The organism is Micromonospora sp. SD19, from assembly GCF_054462275.1.
In genome coordinates this window covers 36,558-59,562 of the sequence record NZ_JBTLMN010000008.1, presented here as the reverse complement: position 1 = coordinate 59,562, position 23,005 = coordinate 36,558, and the positions used below count along the sequence as shown (strand labels likewise).

Sequence of the window (23,005 nt, the reverse complement as noted above, 5' to 3'; positions counted from 1 at the left end):
CCCGGCGGTGCGGCATGACCGCCAACCCGTACCCGCTCGGGCTGCGCCTGCACGGGCGACGGGTGGTGGTGGTGGGCGGCGGCACGGTCGCCACCCGGCGGGTGCCCGCGCTGCTGGACGCCGGTGCGGATGTCCTGCTGGTGGCCCCGGAACTGACCCCGGCGCTGCGCGCCCAGGTCGACGCGGGGCGACTGCACTGGGTGCCGCGCCGGTTCGAACCGGAGGACCTGGACGGCGCCTGGCTGGTCCAGGTCGCCATCGACGACCCGATGGCGGCGGCCTCGGTGAGCGCCGTCGCCGCCGAGCGGCGGATCTTCTGCGTCCGGGCCGACGACCGCACGGCCGCCACCGCCTGGACCCCGGCGGTGACCCGGCACGGCCCGGTCACCGTGGCGGTGCTCGGCGGCGGCGACCCCCGACGGGCGATGACCGTCCGTGACGCGATCCGCGACCTGCTCGCGGTCCGCCTGGGATCGGACGGGACCGCTTCGACGCGGGGCCGGCCCGGCTCTTCGGCCGGTGCGACAGGTGGGACCGACGTGGTCGGCGCGGGCGGCACAGCCGGCGCGGGCGGCGCGACCGGTGCGGCCAGCGCGACCGGTGCGGGCGGTGGGCGGCGGGCCGGGCGGGTGGCGCTGGTCGGGGCGGGGCCTGGTGATCCCGAGCTGATCACGGTCAAGGGCTGGCGGCTGCTCACCGAGGCGGACGTGGTGGTCGCCGACCGGCTGGTGCCCGGCCTCCTCCTGGACGAGCTGCGCCCGGACGTCGAGCTGGTGGACGCCTCGAAGATCCCCTACGGCCCGTCCCGGGCCCAGGAGGAGATCAACCAGATCCTGGTCGACCGGGCCCTGGCCGGCGCCGTCGTGGTCCGGCTCAAGGGCGGCGACCCGTACGTCTTCGGGCGCGGTGGTGAGGAGTTGCTGGCCTGCACGGCGGCCGGTGTGCCGGTGACAGTGGTCCCCGGGGTGACCAGTTCGATCGCCGCCCCGGCGGCGGCCGGGATTCCGGTCACCCATCGGGGGGTGGCGCACGAGTTCACAGTGGTCTCCGGGCACCTGGCACCCGACTCGCCGGCCTCGCTGGTGCGCTGGGACGCCCTCGCCGGTCTGCACGGCACCCTGGTGATCCTGATGGGGCTGAAGAACCTCGCTGCCATCACTGCCACCCTGATCGCCCACGGTCGGCCGCCGCAGACGCCGGCCGCCGTCGTCCAGGAAGCCACCACCGGCACCCAACGGATCCTGCGGTCCACGCTGGGCGAGGTGGCCGCCGACCTGCTCGCCGCCGACCTTCGCCCGCCCGCCGTCGTCGTGGTGGGAGACGTGGTGGGCACGCTCGACGGCTGAGGGTCCGTTCCGACCGCGCCGGCGACACCGGTCGGGCGTGCCAGGGTGCTCACGGACGAGATCTTGGACAGTTTCCGTCACGTGCTGACGGAAACTGTCCAAGATTGCCAGCGATGGCCGGTGCGGCGAGGGTCAGGACAGCGGGCCGGCGACGTGGCGGTGCCGGCACAGACGACGGGCCGGAGCAGCGCTGCTCCGGCCCGTCGTGGTCTGTCGGTCGACTACTGCTTGAGCATGTTGTCCAGCAGCAGGGCGCAGCGGATCAGCCCGAGGTGGCTGTACGCCTGCGGGTGGTTGCCCAGGCCGCGCTCGGCCAGCGGGTCGTACTGCTCGGGGAGCAGGCCGGTCGGGCCGGCGGTCAGCACCATCTGCGCGAACAGCTCCTCGGCGTCGGTGCGCCGACCGGTGCGCAGGTACGCCTCGATCAGCCACGCCGTGCAGATGTGGAAACCGCCCTCGCGGCCGGGCAGGCCGTCGTCCCAGTGGTAGCGGTAGACGACCGGGCCGCTGCGCAGGTCCGCCTCGATCCGCAGGACTGTGGACAGGAAGCGCGGGTCGTCGCCCGGGAGCAGGCCGGAGAGGCCGATCCAGAGCGACGAGGCGTCCATGTCCTCGTCCCCGTAGGCGACGCTGTACGCCTCGACGTCGGAGTGCCAGCCGTGCTCCAGCACGTTGGCGCCGATCCGGTCCCGCAGGTCCTTCCACTCGGGCCGGTCCTCGCCGCCGTGCTGGCGCATCACGTGCAGCGCCCGGTCGACCGTCATCCAGCACATCACCTTGGAGAACACGTGGTGCCGGGGTGGCAGCCGGGCCTCCCAGATGCCGTGGTCGGGCTCGTGCCAGCGGCGGCGGACCGCCTCGACCATGTTCTCCAGGACGCGCCACTCGTCGTCGCGGACCGAGCCGCGGGCGTCGGCGACGGCCGCGATCAGGTCGGCGATCGGGCCGAAGACGTCCAGCTGCAACTGGTGGTTGGCGAGGTTGCCGACCCGGACCGGCCGGGAGCCGGCGTACCCGGGCAGCGTGTCGATGACCGCCTCGGCGCCCAGCTCGTAACCGTCGATGGTGTAGAGCGGGTGCAGCCGCTCCGGGTGCCCGCCGGTGCGCTCGATGCAGCCGTCCACCCAGCGCAGCAGCGCCTCGGCCTCCTCGACGGAGCCCAGGTCGACCAGGGCGCGGGCGGTCAGCGCGGCGTCGCGCAGCCAGCAGTAGCGGTAGTCCCAGTTGCGGACGCCGCCCAGCTCCTCGGGGAGCGAGGTGGTCGCCGCGGCCAGGATCGAGCCGGTGGCCTCGTGGCAGAGCCCGCGCAGGGTGAGGGCGCTGCGCGCGACCAGGTCACGAGCGGTGGAGGGCAGCCGCAGCGAGGCCACCCAGTCCTTCCACGGCTGCTCGGCGGCGGCCTGACGCTCGTGGATCGGCACCCGGTGATGTTCCAGGCTGTGCGTGCCGAAGCGCAGCTCCAGCACGACCTGTCCGCCGGCCGCGGAGAGGTCGACGATCGCCTTGGCGGTCTCGTACCCGCCGTCGTTGCCGACCTCCCACTGCACGCCGGGGGAGTAGAGCGCGACCGGCTCGTTGGAGCCGAGCACCAGCAGACCGTCGCCGAGTGGCTGCAACTGCACGGCCACCTGGCCGAACTCCGGCCGCGGTGCGAACTCCACCCGGGCCTTGCCGCCGCCGGTCAGCACCCGGACCAGGGTCGAGTCACCGGTGACGACCGCCGGGCCGTCCGGGGTGGTCTCCCGGGCCGGCTTGTCCAACCAGTCGGTGACGGTGAGCCCGGACCAGCGGGTCTCCACTGTCATCGTGCCGGAGCGGTAGCGCTGACCCAGCGGGATGCCGCCGCGTTCCGGGACGATGCTGAAGTGGCCGGCCGGGCTGCCACCGACCAGATCGGCGAAGATCGCCGCCGAGTCCGGCTTGGGGTGGCAGAGCCAGCTCACCTTGGCCTCGGGGGTGAGCAACGCGACGGTACGACCGTTGGCCAGCATGGAGTGCCGCTCGATCGGCACCGCCCGCTCGCCGAACAGCCAGTGCCGGCGGGTCTCCAGCAGCAGCGCGAGTGCCCGCGCGGCCTCCAGCGGGTCGGCCACCCGGTAGCCGGCCTGGGTGTCACCGGGGCCGATCTTGATACCGAGGTCGGGGCCGTGCAGGTTGCCGAACGCGTTCTCGTCGGTGATGTCGTCGCCGATGAACAGCACCGCGCTGGCGGCGAGCTGGGTCCGGAGCTGGTCGACAGCGGTGCCCTTGTGGGTGGCCACCACGGAGAGCTCGATGACCTCCTTGCCCTGGGTCACCGTGACGCCGTCGAACGTGGCCGGACCGTTGAGCACCGCCTCGATGGCCGAGGCCGCGACCTGCGGGTCGATTCCCCGGGTGTGCATGGCGACGCTGGCCGGTTTGCGTTCCAGCCGGATGCCCGGGTGCTCGGCGGCGATCTCGCGCAGCGCGTTGCGGACCTGGGTGCGGACGGCGACCAGCTCGGGCGAGAGCCGCTCGACGAAGCCGATGTCGAACTCGGAGCCGTGGCTGCCGACGAGGTGCACCTCGCTGGGCAGCCGGGAGAGGGCGGCCAGGTCGCGCAGCGCCCGACCGGAGACCACCGCGACGGTGGTCTGCGGCAGCGCGGCGAGTGCGCGGACCGCGGCCACCGACTCGGGCAGCGGGACGGCCGTGCTCGGATCCTCCACGATCGGCGCGAGCGTGCCGTCGTAGTCGCAGGCGACCAGGAGCTGGGGGACCCGGGCGATCCGGCCGATGGCGGCGCGCAGCTCAGGGTCCATGACCCCGGTGGCGATTGCCGCCCCATCGTTGACGGACGTGTTCACTCGGCCTCCGCCTCGGGAACTCCGAGCTCCGAGAGGAAAGACTTGGCCCAGTGGCCCACGTCGTGGGTACGCAGGTGACGTTGCATTGTCCGCATCCGGCGGCGTGCCTCGGTTTTCTCCACGTGCACGGCCCGGAGGAGGGCGTCCTTGACCGCGTCCGGGTCGTGCGGGTTACACAAAAATGCCTGGCGAAGCTCGGTGGCGGCACCGGCGAACTCACTGAGTACGAGCGCTCCACCCTGGTCGGCACGTGATGCTACGTATTCCTTCGCCACGAGGTTCATTCCGTCTCGCAGCGGGGTCACCATCATCACGTCGGCAGCAACGTACATCGCCGCCAGCTCACTGCGACTGTACGACTGATGGAGGTAATGGACCGCCGGCACGCCGACCCGACCGAACTCGCCGTTGATCCGGCCGACCTCGCGCTCCACCTTGACCCGTAGTGCCTGGTAGTGCTCCACGCGCTCACGGCTGGGCGTGGCGACCTGAACCATGACCGCGTCGGGAACTGTCAACTTTCCGTCAGCCAGCAGTTCCCGGAAGGCCTTGAGCCGCAACTCGATGCCCTTGGTGTAGTCCAGTCGGTCCACGCCCAGGATTATCGTCTTCGGGTCGCCCAGCTCGGCGCGGATCTGCTTGGCCCGGGCCTGGATCGCCGGGTCGGCGGCCATCCGCTCCATTTCCTGGGTGTCGATCGAGATGGGGAAGGCGCCGGCCTTCACCTGCCGACCGTCAACCTGGATCATCTGCCCCTCGTAGCGCAGCCCGAGCAGGTGCCGGGCCAGCCGGACGAAGTTCTGCGCGGCCAGCCGCTGCTGGAAACCGACCAGGTCGGCGCCGAGCAGGCCGCGCAGGATCTCGGTGCGGAACGGCATCTGCATGAACAGCTCGATCGGCGGGAACGGGATGTGCAGGAAGAACCCGATCCGCAGGTCCGGGCGCAGCTCACGGAGCATCGCCGGGACCAACTGGAGCTGGTAGTCCTGCACCCAGACCGTCGCGCCCTCGGCCGCCACGTCGGCCGCGGCCTCCGCGAACCGGGCGTTGACCAGGCGGTACGCCTCGCGCCACCGGCGCTTGTAGGCCGGTGTCTCCACCGCGTCGTGGTAGAGCGGCCAGATCGTCGCGTTGGACTGGCCCTCGTAGTAGCGCTCCAGCTCCTCGGCGCTGAGCGGGACCGGGTGCAGCCGGATCCCCTCCAGGTCGAACGGCTCGGGGGCCGCGCCGGTGCCACCGGCCCAGCCGACCCAGGTGCCCTTGTGTTCGGCGAGGACGGGGTGCAGCGCGGTGACCAGCCCGCCAGGGCTACGTCGCCACTGCCGGCCCTCGGGTGTGCTCACCTCGTCGACCGGCAGACGGTTCGCCACTACGACAAAGGAGCTACGGACGGTCACGATCGGCCACCTCCGGGTACTGACGGGTCCACCGCGATGAGCGTACTGAGCGTAGCTGCGGCGTCTTGTGCCTAGTGCCGGAGTCTCCTACCCGCCTCCGTCTGACCGAACCCTGAAGGTGATCTTCTCGACAGCCGCCCTGGTCAGAGGTCGATGATCGGCCACTCCTTGGGCAGCACCTCGCCGAGCAGCTCCCGCCGATCCGTCATGATCGGCACGAGAGGGTGCGCAGCGGCGTCCATCGCCAACTGGGCCAGGTCCATCCGGCCGTTCATCCGGCGCGACCAACCGGCGAGATAGCTGCACATTTCCGGTTCGACGGCGGTGACCTGCACCTGCGGTAGCGCGCCGAGCAGTTCGAGCATCTCCCACTGCTCGGCCGTGGCCCGCTCATGGGCGCCCGCGAGGCACAGTGCGGGCACAAGAACATCCCTGTTGTAGTCGGCGGCCTCCGCGATCCTCTTTCCGACATCCCTGGCGCCGGATGAGTAGGAGAGGAGCGCGGTCGTGTCCAGCGCCAACCCGAACGCGATCAGCGGCGTGCCTTCGCCCGTGCCGCGAGGACCTCTGCCTGTAGCCGGGCGGCCTGCTCACGAAGTTCGGGGGTGATGCGTGCCTTGAGCTGCTCCATCTCCGCATGAGCTTCGGCTACGTCCTCGTCGGTGATGACGAAACCGGCGCGCGCGAGCACCTCCCGCGTTTTTTCGCCGGCCATCTGGCGGCGCACGGCTCGGGCTACGAACGCGGAGACGTTGGGCTCGGTGGCCAACCGGTCGGCCACGTCGTCGGGCACGCTGATGGCGATCTTCTTGGTCATACGGGAACGCTAATTGGTAATACCGCTGTCGGCAGAGAGGCTCGCCGCGTACTCCTGGGGCGGGGTGATGTGGGCGAAGCGCGTCGTACCTGTCAGGATTGACGATGGCGTGCGCGCGGCCGGCTCCCGGCCGGCGGCGGCGGGCGGTCCTCGCAGCCCGCGCCGCGCCGCCGATCAGCGACAGCAACCGACGGAGGTAGCCCGCACCGTGGCCCAGTACATCTACGTCCTGGAAAAGGCGCGCAAGGCGCACGGCGACAAGGTCGTGCTCGACAACGTCACGTTGAGCTTCCTGCCGGGGGCCAAGATCGGTGTGCTCGGCCCCAACGGCGCCGGTAAGTCCAGCCTCCTCAAGATCATGGCAGGGCTGGACAAGCCGAGCAACGGCGAGGCCCGGCTGATGCCCGGCTACACCGTCGGCATGCTCGCCCAGGAGCCCCCGCTCAACGAGGCCAAGACCGTGCTCGGCAACGTCGAGGAGGCGGTCGCCGAGACCAAGGCCAAGCTGGAGCGGTTCAACAAGATCGCCGAGCAGATGGCGACCGACTACTCCGACGAGCTGATGGAGGAGATGGGCAAGCTCCAGGAGGAGCTTGATCACCTCGACGCCTGGGACATCGACTCCAAGCTCGAACTGGCCATGGACGCGCTGCGCTGCCCGCCGCCGGACGCCGACGTGACCCAGCTCTCCGGCGGTGAGCGTCGCCGGGTCGCGCTCTGCAAGCTGCTGCTGGAGGCGCCCGACCTGCTGCTGCTCGACGAGCCCACCAACCACCTGGACGCGGAGAGCGTCTCCTGGCTGGAGCAGCACCTGGCGAAGTACGCCGGCACCGTCATGGCGATCACCCACGACCGGTACTTCCTCGACAACGTGGCCGGCTGGATCCTGGAGCTGGACCGCGGCCGGGCCATCGGGTACGAGGGCAACTACTCCACCTACCTGGAGAAGAAGGCCGCCCGACTGGCCGTCGAGGGTCGCCGCGACGCCAAGATGAAGAAGCGCCTCACCGAGGAGCTGGACTGGGTCCGCTCCAACGCCAAGGCCCGGCAGACCAAGTCCAAGGCCCGCCTGGACCGCTACGACGAGATGGCCAGCGAGGCGGAGAAGACCCGCAAGCTGGACTTCGAGGAGATCCAGATCCCGCCGGGCCCGCGCCTGGGCAGCACGGTGATCGAGGCGAACAACCTCAGCAAGGGCTTCGGTGACCGGCTGCTGATCGACAACCTGTCGTTCTCGCTGCCCCGCAACGGCATCGTCGGCATCATCGGCCCGAACGGCGTCGGCAAGACCACCCTGTTCAAGACCATCGTCGGGCTGGAGCAGCCGACCGGCGGGTCGGTCCGGGTCGGCGAGACGGTCTCCCTGTCGTACGTCGACCAGAACCGGGAGGGCCTCAACGGCGACAAGACCGTCTGGGAGGTCGTCTCCGACGGACTGGACTACCTGATGGTGGGCAAGGTCGAGATGCCGTCGCGGGCGTACATCGCCGCGTTCGGCTTCAAGGGCCCGGACCAGCAGAAGCCGACCAAGGTGCTCTCCGGCGGCGAGCGCAACCGGTTGAACCTGGCGCTGACCCTGAAGATCGGCGGCAACGTCATCCTGCTCGACGAGCCGACCAACGACCTGGACGTGGAGACGCTCTCCAGCCTGGAGAACGCCCTCCTGGAGTTCCCCGGCTGCGCCGTGGTCATCTCCCACGACCGGATGTTCCTGGACCGCGTCGCCACGCACATCCTGGCCTGGGAGGGCGACGACCAGGACCCGGCGAAGTGGTTCTGGTTCGAGGGCAACTTCGAGGCGTACGAGAAGAACAAGATCGACCGCCTCGGCGCGGAGGCCGCCCGGCCGCACCGGGTGACCTACCGCAAGCTGACCCGCGACTGACCGGCGCAGACGGTGTCTGATCGCTTCGTCTACCACTGCACCCTGCGCTGGTCCGACCTGGACGCGTACGGCCACGTCAACAACTCGCGTTTCCTCACCCTGTACGAGGAGGCGCGGGTCGCGTTGATGTTCGCCGGCGGGCGGGCCTGGGGTGTCGGCTCGTTCGCCGACGGGGTGGTGATCCGCCGTCACGAGGTCGACTACCTGCGCCCGGTCGACTACGCGCTCGGCCGGGCCACCGCGGAGGCGGCGCCCACCGTACGGATCGAGCTGTGGGTGGAGGAGATCCGGGCCTCCCGGTTCACCGTCGCCTACGAGCTGTACGACGGCGACGTGCTGGCCAGCCGGGCCCGGTCCGTGCTGGTGCCGTTCGACCTGACCCGTCAGGTGCCCCGGCGGATCACCACCGAGGAACGGGACTTCCTGCTCACGTACGCACCGCAGGGCGGTGTGGGGTGACCCGGCCGGGCACCGCTGGGCCGGGCCGGGTGGCGGCGTCGACGCACGGTGTCGCCGGGGTGGCCGACGCGGGCGCCTTCCTGGCCCGGCTGGTCCGCCTGGACCCGGCCGCGCCGGTCCGGCTGCGGCCGGCCGGCGCACCCGGCCGGGTCGCGCTGTGGGCCCGGCTGCCGTGGCAGGTTCTGGTGGTCCGCACCGTTGCCGGCGGGCCGGCCGACGGTGCCGCTGAGGACGTCACGGTGGCCGCCGCGGAGCTGCTCGCCGAGCTGGAGCGCGGCGGTACGGCCCTGCCGGCCCGGCGGGACGCCCAGTGGCGGTGGCCGCTGCCGCCGGCGCGGAGCCAGCAGGTGGAGGCGCTGCCCGTCGCCGAGCTGCGACGGATCGCGGACGCGGCGGCGGGCACCCTGCGGACGGCGAGCGAGCAGGGTGTCGCCGGCCGGGCTGTGGGCCAGCGGGCGCTGCGCGACGCGTTGCTCGACCACGTGGCGGTGCTGATCACCCCGGACGGGACGCCCGCCGCGCCGGTCGAGGTGCCGCAGCGGCTGGTGCAGGGGGTGGTCCGGATGGGCTTCCTCGGCGCCGCCGACGGCTCGTCGGCCGGCGAGGGCGGGGGCACCGTTCAGGTGCGGGTGGCCGGTCGTTGGGTCGGCCTGGTGGGACCGCACGGAGCGGCGTGGTTGCAGAAGGCCACGGATCTTGCCGTGACACCCCTGAGCGCTCGTCCGAACGGATGACCCCGGTTCATTCTTCTGGTCAGGGGCGGTCGTTGGGGGGGTGCTTCAACCCGGCTGTCCGGGTACCGTCCATCCTCGGATCCAACGCACCGTAGGCGACTGGATCCGCTGGGGAGTGAGGTGCGCGAGCGATGCCGTGGTGGTCATGGCGCCCCGGTCCCGCCGACGGCGGCGATCCGGAAACCCGAAGCGGGATCACAGTCGACAGTGCGGTCCGGATTGGTCCGCCCAGCCCTCGCCAGCCGGGGGACGACTGCCCGTCCAACGAGCGGCCAGTGCTGACCGAGATGCCCGCCACCGTCGAGCCGGTGAGCCTGCGCCGGGTCTGTGACGCACTCGATCTACTGGACGTGCGCTACCTGGCCGACGGCGACGGCAACCTGCTGGCGATGTGGGAGCGGCACGCGGTGCTGGTCACCCTGGAAGGCCCCGAGGACGAGATCCTCGTCATGCGGGCCCGTCCGCACGCCACGGTCCCGCCGGACTGGGCCGACCGGGCGTACCGGGTGGTCAACGAGTGGAACCACACCCGCCGGTTCTGCAAGGCGTACATCGGTGACCCGACCGAGCGCGGTCAGTTGCCGATCTACGCGGAGCTTCAGGTCCCGCTCGGTGCCGGCACCCACGACGCGCTGTTGGTCGAGATGCTCGACTGTGGCGCGGCGGTCGCCACCAGCTTCGTGGACTGGCTGCACGACGAGGGCGCGCTGCTCTGACGGTGTGGCGGGCCGGGCGGGTCAGACGCCGTGGGCGGGGTCGTCCTCGACGTTGACCATGAAGTACGCGGCCCGCTCCAGGTAGTCCCAGAGGGTGCCGGCGATCTCCGGCTCAAGGTCGAGTCGATCCACGGCCCGGCGCATGTTCCGCAGCCAGGCGTCCCGTTCGGCCGCGCCGATCCGGAACGGCGCGTGCCGCATCCGCAGCCGCGGGTGCCCGCGCTGGGCGGAGTAGGTGTTCGGCCCGCCCCAGTACTGCATCAGGAACAGGGTCATCCGGTCCGCGGCCGGGCCCAGGTCCTCCTCCGGGTACATGGGGCGCAGCAGGGGATCGGTGGCGATACCGGCGTAGAACTCGTCGACCAGCCTGCGGAAGGTGGGTTCGCCGCCGACCGCCTCGAAGAGGGTCATCGACGCACCGGGACGGTCGGATTCGCCTGCGGAAGTCACAGTTCCATCCTGCCAGGTGCGCCCCGGGCCGACCCGACCCGCACGGCGTGCGTCGGATCACGCCGGGTCGACGCCCCCCGATGTCGGGCGTCCGACCCGCTCGTGTCGACCTCGGCGCGACGGGTCAGGTGACGGCGTGCCGGCGGTGTCCGTCACCGGCGTGCGGGTCGGCGGTGGCGCCTCCCGGCGAGCGGTCACCGGGAGGGCCGTCGGGTCCGACGGCCGGCGGCTCGACGTTGGCCTTCGCAGCGGCGGTGATCGCGTCGTCCACCGTCTGCCGGTCCGGCCAGCGCAGCGTGGCCACCGCCATGAGCACCACCCCGGCCGCGCTCCACACCCCGACCACGATCGGGATCGGGAACCGGTCGGCGAGCACCCCGGTGACCAGCACCGCGAAACCCTGGATGACCTGCACACCGGTGGCCATCACGCCGAAGGCGCGGGCCCGGAACCCGTCCGGCAGTGCCTGGACGAACAACCCGTTGGCCATCGGCATCATGCCGGCGACCGCGAACCCGCAGAGCGCGGCGAGCAGCGCGACCATCAACGGCGGGGGGTCGAGGAGGGCCGGCACGAGCATCAGGGGGGCGAGCACCGCGAGCGGCCGCATCAGCTTCAGTCGGCGGGCCGGCCCGAACAGGCGACTCACCAGCAACCCGCCGAGGATGAAGCCGATCGGGTTCGCCATCATGATCGCTGCCTGGGCGGTGCCCGCACTGACGGCGCCGCGACTCTCGTCGTTGGCCCAGGCCGCGGCCAGCCCTTCGGGAACGATCGAGAAGAGCATCGCGCTGAACACCAGCACCGCGATGGCCCGCAGCACCGGTGTGCCGAACACGATGCCGAACCCCTGGCGGGTCTCGCGCAGCAGGTGACTGCGGTGCGCCGGGTTCATCACCGCCGGGCGGTCGCGCACGCCCAGGCGTACCAGCAGCGCCGAGAGGCCGAACGTGGCCGCGTTGAACAGCAGCGCCACCTCCGGGGTGATCGCGGCGAGAGCGGCGCCGAAGGCGTACCCCACCACCTGGGCGGCCTGCCCGACGCTGCTGTTCAGCGACAGACCCAGCACCAGTCGGTCCCCGGTGAGCAACTGCGGGATCAGCGCGGACTTCGCCGCCTGGCTCGGTGGGTTGGCCAAGGTGGCGGCGAAGATGAGCACCAGCACCGCCTGGTACGGCAGGCTCGGAATGGCGATGAGCAGCATCAGCGCCATCCGGATGAGGTCGCATGCCACCATCACCCGCCGGTACGGGTACCGCTCCGCGAGTGCGGCGAGCACCGGACCACCGAGCAGCCAGGGCAGGAAGCTGACGGCGAAGGCGGCCGCGGAGAGCGCGACGGACCGGGTCTGCTGGAAGACGAGCAGGGTGACGGCGGCCTTCGCTACATAGTCGCCGACCCAGGAGAGCGCGCTGGCCACGAACACAGCCCGGAACTCGCGCTGGGAGAACACTTCGCGAAATGTGGCCGGGCCTTCCGCGGAAGGTCGCTCGTTAGGCACCGTCGCCTCCATCGGCCCCGGCTTGGCCGCTCGTGGCAGCACGGCCGGAAGCTCTCGTCAGATCTACGGATCAGCGAGGATGTGATCACGCTTTGGTGGGAACGCGTGTTCCGGATTCTGCCCGATCGTCTGACAACTAGCTAGGTCGAACGGGTCGTTCGTCGCCTCCCCGACTGAACGAACGGACGATACCCGAGGGGCCGGCCGGCTCGCGACCCCTGAATCGCAGGACGATGTCGCCGGGTCAGGTGGCGCCGCCCTGACCAGTCTCACCGTCGGACAGCGGGCGGGTCGAGAGACCGGGATAGATGCGGGCCGCCGCGATCTGCGCGGTGATCCCCGAGTTCTCCAGGGCCTCCGCGAGCCGCCGACGCAACTCCCGACCCACAGCGAACTGCCCGTCCGCGGTCGTCTTCACCACTGTGCGGATCACCGCGCCGTCCACCGTCACCTGTTCGACCCCCAGCACCTCGGGTGCCTCCACGATCTCCGGCGACAGCTCCGGGTCCATCGCGACCGAGGCGGCAGCGGTCCGCAGCACCGCGGTGGCCTCCTCGGTGCTGTTGAAGCCGATCGGCAGGTCCACCACCACGAGGGCCCAGCCCTGGCTCTTGTTGCCCACCCGGATGATCTCGCCGTTGCGGATGTACCAGAGCACGCCCCGGCCGTCGCGCACCGTGGTGACCCGCAGGCCGACCGACTCGACCACACCCATCGCCTCGCCCAGGTCGACGTTGTCGCCCACGCCGTACTGGTCCTCGATCAGCATGAAGAGGCCGGCTATCAGGTCCTTCACCAGACTCTGCGCACCGAAGCCCAGCGCGACGCCGGCGATCCCCGCGCTGGCCAGCAGCGGAGCCAGGTCGAAGCTGAACTCGCGAAGGATCATTAGCAGCGCGATGCCGAAGACGAACGCGGTGGTCAGGCTGCGCAGCACCGACCCGATCGCCTCGGCCCGCTGCCGTCGTCGCTCGGGGACGAACTCGGCCGGGTCGGCCGCGGCGGTGGGCACCCGCTCGCGCAGCGGCCGCAGCATCGTCGGCACCGCGCCGTCGGTGGTCGTCCGCACCAACCGGTTGATCGTCCGGTGCAGCGCCCACCGGGCCACCATCGCCAGCGCCAGGATCAGCAGCACCCGAAGCGGTTTGAGCAGGATCCAGTAGCTGCCCTCGGCGAACCAGCCGGACCCGGTGATCCGGTAGATCCACTCGCAGGAGGTGCTGCCCTGGCAGCTCACCGAGACGGCGTCGGACAGGGCTAGGGGCGTCACGCTGGCGGCACTCACCCTGTCTTCGTACCGTAAGGAGACCGGGCGTCCGCCGCCGACCCACCGGCCGGTGATTCCACCGGCAGGCTTGCCTGCCGGTCGTTGCTCACCCTCTCGCGGGCAACTCGGCGCGCAGCCGTTCGTACTCGGCGTGACTGCCGATCGCCGCCCGGTGTTCGGGGTGCGCGACGTAGTGCCCGATGGCAGAGGCGAGGAATCCCGGATCGACGACGTCCGTCCGCAACGCCCGCCGGCTGCGCGGGATGCCGCGCCCCCGAACCAGTTCGGGTGCCGTGATCCGCATCGGGAGCCACGGACGACTGTCGGTCGCCGGGGGAACCTGCGGCGCCAGCATTGCCTCCCACGGCACGGTGAGCGAGCCCAGCGGCCAGGTCTGCCGTACCCCGGACGGATGCAGGCGTACCCCGTGACCCCGCCACGCCCGCGTGATCACCAACGCGGCCAGGAGCAACCAGAGAAGATTGAAAACCAGGTCGAACGTCGACAGAGTGCCCTCGCTGGTCGAGCGGATCAGCGCGCCGAGGCAGAGCGACGCGGGCCCGAGGTAGCCCAGGGCGAAGAACACCATCCAGGCCGGACCAGGGGTGGCGAAGGCGGGAACGTGCGGCCGCACCACGAAGTAGGCCGGACGGACCCCCATGAGGAACACCGACAGGACCAGCGCCGCCAGGGACAGCAACAGCAGGACGCGGGTCCCCACGGTGGAACCCGGGGCGGCGGCGTTCACGCAGGCAAGGACAAGCCCGAGCGCCAGGACGACGTGCCGGTGGCGCACGGTGGCGGCGGAAAGTCTGTCGATCATGCCCGTGACCATAGGTGTCGATGGCCACTGCCGCAGCTACCCGACCCGGCAGGGGTGATCCGCTTACCAGAAGAGAGATTAGTACGTGCAATCCGGGGTCCGATCAGGGACTATTGGCGCAACGGACGTCGGTGATCGGCCCGGCGTCGACCGTGTGGGCCGTTGTGCCCGGCCCCGGTCGACGGCGGTCCCCAGCAGCCGCTGAACCGGGAGGGTGAGCGCGATGCCTGACATACGACCCACGGTGGGCTCCGGCGCGTTGGTCCTCAACGCCACCTACGAGCCGCTGTGTGTCGTGTCGGTGCGTCGTGCCGCGATCCTCGTCCTCTCCGCCAAGGCGGTCTGCGTCGCCGATGGTGACGGCATCCTGCACAGCGCCCGGGACGCGCTCCCGGTGCCGTCGGTGGTCCGGCTGACGCGCTTCGTCCGGGTGCCGTACCGAACGCATGTCGGGCTGTCCCGGCGGGCGATCTTCGCCCGGGACGGGTGGCGGTGCGCCTACTGCCGGGGCCCGGCCGAGACCATCGACCACGTCTTCCCGCGCAGCCGGGGCGGCCGGCACGCCTGGGAGAACGTCGTCGCCGCGTGCGCCAGGTGCAACCACACCAAGGGCGACAAGACCCCGGCCGAGATGGGGTGGCGGTTACACGCGTTGCCGGCCGCCCCGAAGGGCACCGCCTGGCGGGTCCTCGGGCACCGCGCCCCCGACCCCCGCTGGGCCGACTGGTTGGACCTGCGGGAGCCCGAGGCCGCCGCCTGACGTCGAGGGGCGTGGTCAGGCTCCGGACTGCGGGTGGGGTGCTCGGCGGGTCGCGCGTTCGTGGCGGTCGACAGCCCGGCGGTGCGCGACCGCGAGCAGCCGGTCGACCTCGGGCAGCAGGTGCGGGCCGGGCATGACGACGCTGGCGAACCCGTACAGGGCGTAGCCCGGGTGCGGCGCGAGGGTGTCCAGCCGGGCGAAGTCGAACTCGTGCCGGTGCTCCTCGAACTCCTTGGGCGGGAAGCCGAACAGCCGCTCGAACTCGGCCCGGCCGAGGTCCAGGTTGAGGCGGAAGACGCCGGGGCGGTCGAGCTGTGCGGCCTCGTCGAAGCCGGGCACGTCGTGCTCGACGATGGTGGCGAACGGCTGGCGGCGGTCCGGGCCCACGTGGAAGAACCGGTCGCCCCACGCCGCCTCGGGTGATCCGTTCTCCTCGCTCGCCACCACCTGCTCGACGTCGGGCAGTGCGAGGATCCGATCGGCGAGCACCGCCGCGTCGACACCGGTCGGGATGTGCAGGACCAGGTCGGCGTGGTCGATCGTGGCCTGATCCAGCGGGAAGTAGCGGTAGTCGTGCGTCCGCCGCTCGGCCGGCGCGATGTCGGCCGCCGGCAGGTACCGGGGCAGGCCGGCCTGCTGCTGGAGTCTGCCCTCGTAGGTCGAGGCGGCGGGCGCTCCGATGCCGAGCGCCGGGCTCGCGCCGAGGCTGCCGGCGATCACCGCGTACCGGTCACCCAGCAGCGCCGCGACGATCGCACCGGCGCCGGCCCAGGTCAGCTGCCTGTCGGCGAGCATCATCGTGCTCTGGTGGCGTTGCAGGTGCGCGTTGTGCGCGAAGACCACCGTGGGTCCGCGATGGGCCTCGACGGCCCGGATCGCGAGCAGGTTCTCGGCCATGAGCGCGTCCCGGACCGCGGCCAGGCGGTTGAAACGTTCCTCCTGCGCCACCGGGGTGGCGGCTGCGGCGTGGTAGCGCAGCAACTCCACTGCGGCCGTGGCGTGCACGAACGCCGCCGACCAGCCCTCGGACCTGCCCGGTGCCCGCAGGTACAGCTCGGTCAGCAGGTCGTCGGCGATCACCCGCAGACGCTGCGCGTCCGCCGAACGCCCGACCGACCGGCCCGGCTCCCAGATCGCGGCCGGGTCACTCCACCGCGCCTCGTCCCCGATCAGGTCGTCGATCTCGGCGGACCGGTCCACGCCGAGGAAGTGGCAGACCTGGCGGAGGTGGTGGCGTGGGCTCGGCGCGCTGTCCAGCTCGACCGGGGCGTCGAAGCCGTGGAACGTCAATCGCTCCGCGTCCGGCCGTCCGGCGTTCCACTCCCGCATCCGCAGCAGCAGGTCGCGGTTGGCCGGGTACGCGCCGAACCCGTGGCTGAACCCTTCGGCGAGCGCACGGTCGAGCGTCACGTCGGCGACGCCCCGCACGAACTCGTCGGCGATCAGCCCGGCCGCCCGGTCGCTCTCCAGGGCGATCGAGCGGTAGCCGTGCTCTGCCAGCGACAGGAAGGCCTCGTTGCGCAGCTGCAGGAAGGCGGATTCACCGTGCGTCGGTTCACCGAGCGCGAGAAGGTCCGGGGATGCCGCCAGCAGGTCGAGAAAAGATGCCATTCCATGAACCGTATCGTTGAACCAGCGGTTGAGACCTACGAGCGGCGGAGCGCGGTGACAGCCACAAAACCCTCAAACCCGGGTGTACGCCGACCGGTGGATCTCGCGCGTGCGCACGGCCTCTCCGCGCAGGCCGTGCGCAACTACGAACGCGACGGCGTCCTGCCGCCGGCCCAGCGCACCCCGAACGGCTACCGTCGCTTCACCGAGCTGCACGCCAAGGCCCTGGGCGCCTACCTCGCGTTGATCGTGGGCCACGGCTATCCGGCCAGCGGCGAGATCATGCGGGCCGTCAACCGGGGTGAGATCGACACGGCGCTGCGCGTCGTCGACCAGGGTCATGCGCTGCTCCAGCGCGATCGGGAAACCCTGGACGCGGTCGAGGCGGCGGTGGCGACGCTCACCGGGGCGCCGCCGCAGCCGCAGAGCCGCAGAGCCGTGCCGATCAGCGTGCTGGCCCACCGGCTCGGTGTACGACCGGCCACGCTACGCAAGTGGGAGCGGGCCGGGATTCTGCGGCCGGTGCGTGACCCGGCGACGGGCTACCGCGTCTACTCGGCTGACGACGTCCGCGACGCCGAACTGGCCCACCTGCTGCGCCGGGGCGGGTACCGGCTCGACCACATCGCCGACGTGCTGCGTCGGGTGCGCGACGCGGGCGGCGCGGAACCGCTCGCCGCGTCGCTGGGTCAGTGGCGGCAGCGACTCACCGAGCGGGGCCGGGCCATGCTCACCGCTGCCGCCCGGCTCGCCGACTACCTCGACGCTGCTCAGCCGCCGGAACGCGCCTTGACCAGCGAGGCGAAGACCACCACGTTGTCCGCATAGCCGGTCTCGCCGCCGACCCACTGCCCGCCACAGGTGATCAGTCGCAGGCTCGGGCGGCTGAAGTCCCCGTACACCTCGTCCACCGGCAGCCGGCCCTTGTCGAACTTCTCCACCGAGTTGACCTCGAAGACCGCCACCCGCTGATCGGTGCGGGTGACCTCGATCTCGTCACCGGAGCGCAGCTCGCGGAGTTTGTGGAAGACCGCCGGGCCGCTGGTGGTGTCGACGTGCCCGACGATCACGGCGGGACCGTACTGGCCCGGGGTGGGCCCCTGGTCGTACCACCCGGCCTCCTGGGCGCGGCCCGCGTCCGGCACGGCGATCGTGCCGTCCGGGGCGATGCCCACGGCGTGCACCGGCGCCCGCACGCCGATCTCCTCGATGGCGAGGCTGGTCGGCTGGCTGGCCGGCAGCACCGGGAACTTCTTCGGCGGTGGTCGCAGGCCGGCGCTGAGCCGGTCCGGCAGCAGGCTCATCCCGGTCACCTGCTCGACGCCGAGCATCGCCACGATCAGCACCATCAGCGCGCCGATGGCCAGCACCGGCAACCCGGGGCTCGTAGCGAAACGGTGTCGGGCCGACGGCGGCCCGGCCGGACGCCGTGGCGGCAGCGGGCGGGCGGCCGGATCGATGGTGGCGACACTTGCCGACACGGCCTGCCCGGCGACCCGGCGCAGCCGCCCGGAGACGCGCGCCACCAGCCGGCCGGACGCGCGCAGCGCCGGCCCGGCCCGGAGGCGGGCGCGGCGGTCCCGCCGCGCACGCGCGGATCTGCGGGTCATTGGTGATCCGGCTCAGGAGCCGGCTCCCGATCGACGCCGGCCGCCGGCCATCCCGAGCCCGATCGCGGTGGCCACCAACGCGACGCCGCCGAGCACCAGCAACGAGCCGGTGCCGCGACCGCCGGCCATACCGCCGCCACCGGTCGCCGGCCCCTTGCTGGGCGAGGCCATGTTCAGCACTGTCAGGGTGGTCGACGAGGTCTGGCCGTTTTCGCAGCGCAGGTCGACCGGGTAGTCACCGGCCGGCTTGTCACGCGGAATGGTCACCTGTCCGGTCAGGAAACCCCTGTCCGGTTTGAGCATCACGTTCCCGAACGCGTCGGAGTGCACATTGGACTGGCGGTTGTTGTTGTCGTTGTCGCAGCTTGCCTTGATGCTGACCCGGCTACCGGCCTGGGCGCTGTTCGGTGTCACCTCGACGAAGACGTTCTCGCCGGCCCGAGCCGGTGCGACCGACAACAGGACGAACGCCCCGACCAGCCCCACCAGTGTCAGTAGCGACGAGAGCGCGCGGTTGATCGTGCGGATTCCCTGCATGATTTCCCCCCAACCGGCGACGACCGCCGGAACCCTCCCCTGGGCACGCGCGCTGCTTTCCCGTTGGCGCAGGCGCAAACCCGCAGGCGGGCGGGGTGCGGGGGGTCAGCGGGGGCGGGGTGCGGGGTTCGGGCTGGCAAGGGGGGTCACGGGCTGCCAGTTCAGCGGGGAGGAAAGGACCATCGTGCTCGACGGTTGGCCGTACGGGGCGAGACGGTCGATGACCCCCTCGAACGCGCCGATCGAGCCGGCCGCCACCTTCAGCACGCTGCACGCGTCCCCGGTGATCCGGTGGATCTCCAGGATCTCCGGCCAGCCGGCCACCGCCGGGTCGTGCAGGATGCACCGCGTTCCGTAACAGGACATCCGGATCAACGCGACCACTGTTCGGCCGGCGCGGGTCAGGTCGACATGGGCGTGGTAGCCGGTGATGACCCCGGACTCCTCCAGCCGGCGGACCCGCTCCGCTACCGACGGCGGCGACAGGTGCACCCGCCGGGACAACTCGCTGAAGGAGAGCCGCGCGTCGGCCTGCAACTCGCGCAGCAGCGCCCAGTCCATGTCGTCCACGCTCAGACCTTACTTTCGTGAACCGACTTCGCCTAGTTGCCTTTGGTTTGCCAGGAGAAGGCGGCGAGAGCCGTTGATTCGGCATTCCGCAGGCCGATCCGACCGCGAGATCATGGCGTCGGCTAGTCCGGGGGAGGGAGACGAGATGGTGGATCAGACGGAGCGGCGGGCGACGAACCGCCGTGCCACGGTGCAGCCGGTGACCCCCGGGCAGCGTGCCGCGCAGGCGGAGCGGACCGGTGGCGAGCCGACGTTGGAGTTCGCCGACATGGTGCCGTACGACGCGTACGTGCAGGCCAGCGCCCTGCACAAGATGCAGCACCCGCTCAGCGACGACCCCGGCGAAATGTCCTTCCTGATGGTCAGCCAGATCATGGAGCTGTACTTCGGGCTGACCTGCCACGAGTTGCGGGAGACCCAGCGGCTGATCCGCGCCGACCAGGTCTGGGAGGCGTTGGCCCCGCTGGGCCGAGCCAAGCTGCACCTTGAGGGGCTCAACGCCGCCTGGCAGGGCCTGCGCTGGATGAGCCCGGCCGACTTCAACCGGTTCCGCAACCTGCTCGGCGAAGCCTCCGGCTTCCAGTCGGCGATGTACCGGCAGCTGGAGTTCCTGCTCGGGTTGCGCGACCCGACGCTGATCCGCCCGTTCCGCCGGCAGGCCGAGGTGCACGCCGCGCTGAGCGCCGCACTGGCCACCCCCAGCCTCTGGGACGACGTGCTCGCCCTGCTCGCCCGCCGCGGCTTCGACCTCCCCGCCGACCTGCTCGACCGGGACGTGGCCGTCGAGCACGACCCGCAGCCCTCGGTCGAGGCGGCCTGGGTGCGGATCTACGACGACGCCGGCCCGGACAACCACCTGCGGCTGCTCGGTGAGGCGCTGAGCGCGGTCGCCGAGGAGTTCGGCGACTGGCGCTGGAATCACGTCAAGGCGGTGCAGCGGACAATGGGCGCCAAGGTCGGCAGCGGAGGCTCCGCCGGCCTGGCGTGGTTGCAACGCAGCATGGCCCGGGTGGTCTTCCCGGAGCTGTGGTCGGCCCGCACCGCGATGTGACCGGAGAGCGAGACATGCACACCTCAGAACAAGAAGCGCATCGCCGCGACGAGGCCGACCCCGGCCACCGGCACCTGTTCCACGTGCCGCCGGCCGACGGGGGCGAGCACCCCGAGTCGGCGTACCTGGCCGGCAACTCACTCGGCCTGCAACCTCGGGCCACCCGCGACGAACTCCTGGCCGACCTGGACGCGTGGGGGCGGCTCGGCGTGGAGGGGCACCTGGAGGCGGAGCGCGCCTGGCTGCCGTACCACGAGTTGTTGACCGGGCCGGCCGCCCGACTGGTCGGCGCCCGCCCGGCGGAGGCCGTGGTGATGAACTCGCTCACCGTCAACCTGCACCTGCTGATGGTCAGTTTCTACCGCCCGGCCGGCGCGCGTACCCGCATCGTCATCGAGGACGCGGCCTTCCCCTCGGACAGCTACGCGGTGCGCAGCCAGGCCCGGTTCCACGGCCTGGACCCGGACGACACAGTGGTCCGGTTGCGTCCGCGCGACGGTGAGGACGCCCTGCGCACCGAGGATGTGACCGACTACCTGGCCGCCGAGGGTGACCGGGTGGCGCTGGTGCTGCTCGGCGGCGTCAACTACCTCACCGGCGAGCTGATGGACATCCCGGCGATCACCGCTGCCGGCCGGGCCGCCGGCGCGGTGGTCGGTTGGGACCTGGCCCACGCCGTCGGGAACGTGCCGCTGGCCCTGCACGACTGGGATGTCGACTTCGCCGCGTGGTGCTCCTACAAGTACCTGAACTCCGGCCCGGGTGCCCTGGGCGGTGTCTTCGTGCACGAGCGGCACCTCGGCGACGGCAGCCTGCCCCGTTTCGAGGGGTGGTGGAGCACCGCGGCGGCGACCCGGTTCGAGATGACGCCGGTGTCCCGGCCACCGGCCACTGTGGAGGCCTGGCAGATCTCCAACCCGCCGATCTTCGCGATGGGTCCGGTGCGTACCTCGCTGGAGCTGTTCGACACGGTGGGGATGACCGCGCTACGCGCGCGCAGCCAGCGCCTCACCGGCTGGCTGGAGTCGCTGCTCGACCAGGTGACCGTCGACCGGCCGCTGCGGGTGGTCACCCCGCGCGACCCGGCCCGCCGGGGCTGCCAGCTCTCCGTGCGCATCGGTTCCGGCAGCGCCGCCGAGCTGACCAAACGCCTCCGGTACGAGCACGGGGTCATCGCCGACGCCCGTGAGCCGGACGTCGTCCGGTTCGCCCCGGTGCCGCTGTACTCCACGTACCTGGACTGTTGGCGGGCCGCGTCCGCGCTGGCCGCGACGGTCGGGCGGGTGAACCCATGACCGCGCGGCGCGACGAGATCGCGATCATCGGTGCCGGCCTGGCCGGCTGTCTGGCGGCCTGCTTCCTGGCCCGGCGTGGCTATCCGGTGGCCCTCTACGAGCGTCGCTCCGACCCGCGCGCCGGCGTCGCCGAGCGCGGCCGCTCGATCAACCTGGCGCTCTCCGAGCGCGGCCTTGACGCGTTGCGCCGGATCGGGCTGGCCGAGCAGGTGATGACCGACGCGCTGCCGATGCGCGGCCGGATGATCCACCCGGTCGAGGGTGAGCAGCAGTTCCAGTCGTACAGCGCGGCCGGCGACCGGGCGATCAACTCGATCAGCCGGGGTGCGCTGAACAACGCCCTGCTGGACGAGGCCGCCGCGCTGCCCGGGGTACGGGTCGTCTTCGACCACCGCCTCGTCGGGCTCGACCCGACCGACGGCGCGCTGAGCTTCGAGACCCCGCAGGGCCCGGTCGCGGCGAAGGCGTCGGTCGTGCTGGGTGCCGACGGCGCCGGCTCCGCGGTACGCGGGCAACTGCTGGCGTACGGGCTGCTCGACGAGAGCGTGGACTTCCTCGACTACGGCTACAAGGAGCTGACGATCCCGCCGCTGGGCGGGGACTTCGCCCTGGACCCGGACGCGTTGCACATCTGGCCGCGCGGCACCTCGATGATGATCGCCCTGCCGAACCCGGACCGCTCCTTCACCTGCACGCTGTTCTGGCCCAACGACGGTGCCGGCAGCTTCGCCTCGCTGACCAGCCCGGCGGAGATCGAACGGCACTTCACCGAGCACTATCCGGACGTGGTCCCGCTGGCCCCGAACCTGGTCGACGACTACCAGCACAACCCGGTGGGCGTGCTCGGCACGGTGCGCTGCACCCCCTGGCAGGTCAGCGGCACTGTCGGCCTGCTCGGCGACGCGGCGCACGCCATCGTGCCGTTCTACGGCCAGGGCGCCAACTGCGCGTTCGAGGACGTGGTGGAGCTGGACCGCTGCCTGGACGAGTGCGCCGACGACTGGTTGGCGGCGTTGCCGCTGTTCCAGCGGCGCCGGCAGGAGAACGCCGAGGCCATCGCGACGATGGCGCTCACCAACTTCGTGGAGATGCGGGACAAGGTCGCCTCCCCGGTCTTCCAGGCCCGGAGGCGGGTGGAGCACGCACTGGAACGGGCCCTGCCCGGCCGGTACGTTTCCCAGTACGAGCTGGTGTCGTTCTCCACCACCCCGTACGCCGAGGTGCGCCGCCGGGTGCGCCGACAGCACCGGGTGCTCGGGGCGGTCGTCGGCGGGGCCGCGCTGCTGCTGGTCGGTGCGATCGGTGCGGCACTGAGCCGAGGGAGGCGCGCATGACCGGCACCTGGGAT

General features: G+C 71.6%; 22 protein-coding genes. 10 read left to right on the top strand and 12 right to left on the bottom strand.

Annotation, left to right across the window (positions count from 1 at the left end; translation table 11 throughout):
* Nucleotides 1-14 precede the first annotated feature (14 nt).
* Nucleotides 15-1,346 (top strand): uroporphyrinogen-III C-methyltransferase, encoded by a 1,332-nt coding sequence (gene cobA, locus ACX27O_RS23915; RefSeq protein ID WP_358132974.1) that lies wholly within the window; start codon nt 15-17, stop codon nt 1,344-1,346.
* Nucleotides 1,347-1,567: 221 nt separating this feature from the next.
* On the opposite strand, the gene otsB is transcribed toward cobA, so the two are convergent.
* The 4 genes from otsB to ACX27O_RS23895 form a co-directional block, all read right to left on the bottom strand.
* Entirely contained in the window at nt 1,568-4,129 is a 2,562-nt protein-coding gene (otsB, locus tag ACX27O_RS23910) for a trehalose-phosphatase (protein ID WP_051708603.1), read from the bottom strand.
* A 41-nt stretch (nt 4,130-4,170) separates the two neighbouring features.
* Nucleotides 4,171-5,571: an alpha,alpha-trehalose-phosphate synthase (UDP-forming) gene (locus tag ACX27O_RS23905; protein WP_030333449.1), complete on the bottom strand. Its 1,401-nt coding sequence runs from the start codon at nt 5,569-5,571 to the stop codon at nt 4,171-4,173.
* 143 nt (nt 5,572-5,714) lie between these two features.
* Nucleotides 5,715-5,993, bottom strand: coding sequence for a hypothetical protein (locus tag ACX27O_RS23900; RefSeq protein ID WP_358125063.1), 279 nt, complete (start codon nt 5,991-5,993; stop codon nt 5,715-5,717).
* Between the two features lie 110 nt (nt 5,994-6,103).
* On the bottom strand, nt 6,104-6,388 hold the full coding sequence (locus ACX27O_RS23895; RefSeq protein ID WP_156057614.1) for a hypothetical protein: 285 nt from the start codon (nt 6,386-6,388) through the stop codon (nt 6,104-6,106).
* A 208-nt stretch (nt 6,389-6,596) separates the two neighbouring features.
* Here ACX27O_RS23895 and ettA point away from each other — a divergent pair, with 208 nt between their 5' ends.
* The 4 genes from ettA (at nt 6,597) to ACX27O_RS23875 (ending at nt 10,182) form a co-directional block, all read left to right on the top strand.
* The gene (gene ettA, locus ACX27O_RS23890) at nt 6,597-8,273 is read left to right on the top strand and encodes an energy-dependent translational throttle protein EttA (RefSeq protein WP_030333455.1); all 1,677 of its coding nucleotides are present in this window, start codon (nt 6,597-6,599) and stop codon (nt 8,271-8,273) included.
* 12 nt (nt 8,274-8,285) lie between these two features.
* Nucleotides 8,286-8,732, top strand: coding sequence for an acyl-CoA thioesterase (locus tag ACX27O_RS23885; protein ID WP_030333456.1), 447 nt, complete (start codon nt 8,286-8,288; stop codon nt 8,730-8,732).
* The gene (locus tag ACX27O_RS23880; protein WP_030333458.1) at nt 8,729-9,466 is read left to right on the top strand and encodes a serine/threonine-protein kinase; all 738 of its coding nucleotides are present in this window, start codon (nt 8,729-8,731) and stop codon (nt 9,464-9,466) included. The genes ACX27O_RS23885 and ACX27O_RS23880 overlap by 4 nt, the downstream gene beginning before the upstream one ends.
* Nucleotides 9,467-9,597: 131 nt before the next feature.
* Entirely contained in the window at nt 9,598-10,182 is a 585-nt protein-coding gene (locus ACX27O_RS23875; RefSeq protein WP_030333460.1) for a type III secretion system chaperone family protein, read from the top strand.
* A 21-nt stretch (nt 10,183-10,203) separates the two neighbouring features.
* Here the strand turns inward: ACX27O_RS23875 and ACX27O_RS23870 are convergent, their stop codons facing one another.
* From ACX27O_RS23870 to ACX27O_RS23855, 4 genes are all read right to left on the bottom strand, one after another.
* Entirely contained in the window at nt 10,204-10,593 is a 390-nt protein-coding gene (locus ACX27O_RS23870; RefSeq protein ID WP_081883881.1) for a globin, read from the bottom strand.
* A gap of 163 nt (nt 10,594-10,756) precedes the next feature.
* Nucleotides 10,757-12,145, bottom strand: a complete 1,389-nt coding sequence (locus tag ACX27O_RS23865) for an MFS transporter (RefSeq protein ID WP_051708604.1) — start codon at nt 12,143-12,145, stop codon at nt 10,757-10,759.
* A gap of 232 nt (nt 12,146-12,377) precedes the next feature.
* Entirely contained in the window at nt 12,378-13,388 is a 1,011-nt protein-coding gene (locus ACX27O_RS23860; protein WP_245233667.1) for a mechanosensitive ion channel family protein, read from the bottom strand.
* A gap of 118 nt (nt 13,389-13,506) precedes the next feature.
* Nucleotides 13,507-14,223 carry a hypothetical protein gene (locus ACX27O_RS23855; RefSeq protein WP_458940086.1) on the bottom strand — a complete coding sequence of 239 codons (717 nt, stop codon included), beginning with the start codon at nt 14,221-14,223 and terminating at the stop codon, nt 13,507-13,509.
* A 223-nt stretch (nt 14,224-14,446) separates the two neighbouring features.
* Here ACX27O_RS23855 and ACX27O_RS23850 point away from each other — a divergent pair, with 223 nt between their 5' ends.
* The gene (locus ACX27O_RS23850; RefSeq protein ID WP_030333470.1) at nt 14,447-14,983 is read left to right on the top strand and encodes an HNH endonuclease; all 537 of its coding nucleotides are present in this window, start codon (nt 14,447-14,449) and stop codon (nt 14,981-14,983) included.
* A gap of 15 nt (nt 14,984-14,998) precedes the next feature.
* Here ACX27O_RS23850 and ACX27O_RS23845 read toward each other — a convergent pair whose 3' ends face one another.
* Nucleotides 14,999-16,594 carry a DUF6194 family protein gene (locus tag ACX27O_RS23845; RefSeq protein ID WP_210860632.1) on the bottom strand — a complete coding sequence of 532 codons (1,596 nt, stop codon included), beginning with the start codon at nt 16,592-16,594 and terminating at the stop codon, nt 14,999-15,001.
* Between the two features lie 96 nt (nt 16,595-16,690).
* On the opposite strand from ACX27O_RS23845, the gene ACX27O_RS23840 reads away from it, so the two are divergent.
* Nucleotides 16,691-17,422, top strand: a complete 732-nt coding sequence (locus ACX27O_RS23840; RefSeq protein ID WP_245233664.1) for a TioE family transcriptional regulator — start codon at nt 16,691-16,693, stop codon at nt 17,420-17,422.
* Here the strand turns inward: ACX27O_RS23840 and ACX27O_RS23835 are convergent.
* From ACX27O_RS23835 to ACX27O_RS23825, 3 genes are all read right to left on the bottom strand, one after another.
* Nucleotides 17,365-18,141, bottom strand: coding sequence for a class F sortase (locus ACX27O_RS23835; protein WP_030333476.1), 777 nt, complete (start codon nt 18,139-18,141; stop codon nt 17,365-17,367). The two genes, ACX27O_RS23840 and ACX27O_RS23835, sit on opposite strands and share 58 nt — an antisense overlap.
* A 75-nt stretch (nt 18,142-18,216) precedes the next feature.
* The gene (locus ACX27O_RS23830) at nt 18,217-18,741 is read right to left on the bottom strand and encodes a hypothetical protein (protein WP_210866023.1); all 525 of its coding nucleotides are present in this window, start codon (nt 18,739-18,741) and stop codon (nt 18,217-18,219) included.
* A 105-nt stretch (nt 18,742-18,846) separates the two neighbouring features.
* Entirely contained in the window at nt 18,847-19,311 is a 465-nt protein-coding gene (locus tag ACX27O_RS23825; RefSeq protein ID WP_030333480.1) for an Lrp/AsnC family transcriptional regulator, read from the bottom strand.
* A gap of 148 nt (nt 19,312-19,459) precedes the next feature.
* On the opposite strand from ACX27O_RS23825, the gene ACX27O_RS23820 reads away from it, so the two are divergent.
* Genes ACX27O_RS23820 through ACX27O_RS23810 form a run of 3 tightly spaced genes read left to right on the top strand, consistent with a single transcriptional unit; the run spans nt 19,460 to nt 22,991 of the window.
* Nucleotides 19,460-20,362 carry a tryptophan 2,3-dioxygenase gene (locus ACX27O_RS23820; RefSeq protein WP_030333482.1) on the top strand — a complete coding sequence of 301 codons (903 nt, stop codon included), beginning with the start codon at nt 19,460-19,462 and terminating at the stop codon, nt 20,360-20,362.
* A gap of 14 nt (nt 20,363-20,376) precedes the next feature.
* Nucleotides 20,377-21,657 carry a kynureninase gene (kynU, locus tag ACX27O_RS23815; protein ID WP_458940085.1) on the top strand — a complete coding sequence of 427 codons (1,281 nt, stop codon included), beginning with the start codon at nt 20,377-20,379 and terminating at the stop codon, nt 21,655-21,657.
* On the top strand, nt 21,654-22,991 hold the full coding sequence (locus ACX27O_RS23810; RefSeq protein ID WP_458940083.1) for an FAD-dependent oxidoreductase: 1,338 nt from the start codon (nt 21,654-21,656) through the stop codon (nt 22,989-22,991). The genes kynU and ACX27O_RS23810 overlap by 4 nt, the downstream gene beginning before the upstream one ends.
* Nucleotides 22,992-23,005: the final 14 nt, after the last annotated feature.

Excerpts from the sequence above, each read along its gene's own strand:
- cobA (WP_358132974.1), top strand. The coding sequence starts at position 15 with ATGACCGCCAACCCGTACCCGCTCGGGCTGCGCCTGCACGGGCGACGG.
- otsB (WP_051708603.1), bottom strand. The coding sequence starts at position 4,129 with ATGGACCCTGAGCTGCGCGCCGCCATCGGCCGGATCGCCCGGGTCCCC.
- ACX27O_RS23895 (WP_156057614.1), bottom strand. The coding sequence starts at position 6,388 with ATGACCAAGAAGATCGCCATCAGCGTGCCCGACGACGTGGCCGACCGG.
- ACX27O_RS23875 (WP_030333460.1), top strand. The coding sequence starts at position 9,598 with ATGCCGTGGTGGTCATGGCGCCCCGGTCCCGCCGACGGCGGCGATCCG.
- ACX27O_RS23870 (WP_081883881.1), bottom strand. The coding sequence starts at position 10,593 with ATGACCCTCTTCGAGGCGGTCGGCGGCGAACCCACCTTCCGCAGGCTG.
- ACX27O_RS23865 (WP_051708604.1), bottom strand. The coding sequence starts at position 12,145 with ATGGAGGCGACGGTGCCTAACGAGCGACCTTCCGCGGAAGGCCCGGCC.
- ACX27O_RS23855 (WP_458940086.1), bottom strand. The coding sequence starts at position 14,223 with ATGATCGACAGACTTTCCGCCGCCACCGTGCGCCACCGGCACGTCGTC.
- ACX27O_RS23850 (WP_030333470.1), top strand. The coding sequence starts at position 14,447 with ATGCCTGACATACGACCCACGGTGGGCTCCGGCGCGTTGGTCCTCAAC.
- ACX27O_RS23845 (WP_210860632.1), bottom strand. The coding sequence starts at position 16,594 with ATGGCATCTTTTCTCGACCTGCTGGCGGCATCCCCGGACCTTCTCGCG.
- ACX27O_RS23830 (WP_210866023.1), bottom strand. The coding sequence starts at position 18,741 with ATGCAGGGAATCCGCACGATCAACCGCGCGCTCTCGTCGCTACTGACA.
- kynU (WP_458940085.1), top strand. The coding sequence starts at position 20,377 with ATGCACACCTCAGAACAAGAAGCGCATCGCCGCGACGAGGCCGACCCC.
- ACX27O_RS23810 (WP_458940083.1), top strand. The coding sequence starts at position 21,654 with ATGACCGCGCGGCGCGACGAGATCGCGATCATCGGTGCCGGCCTGGCC.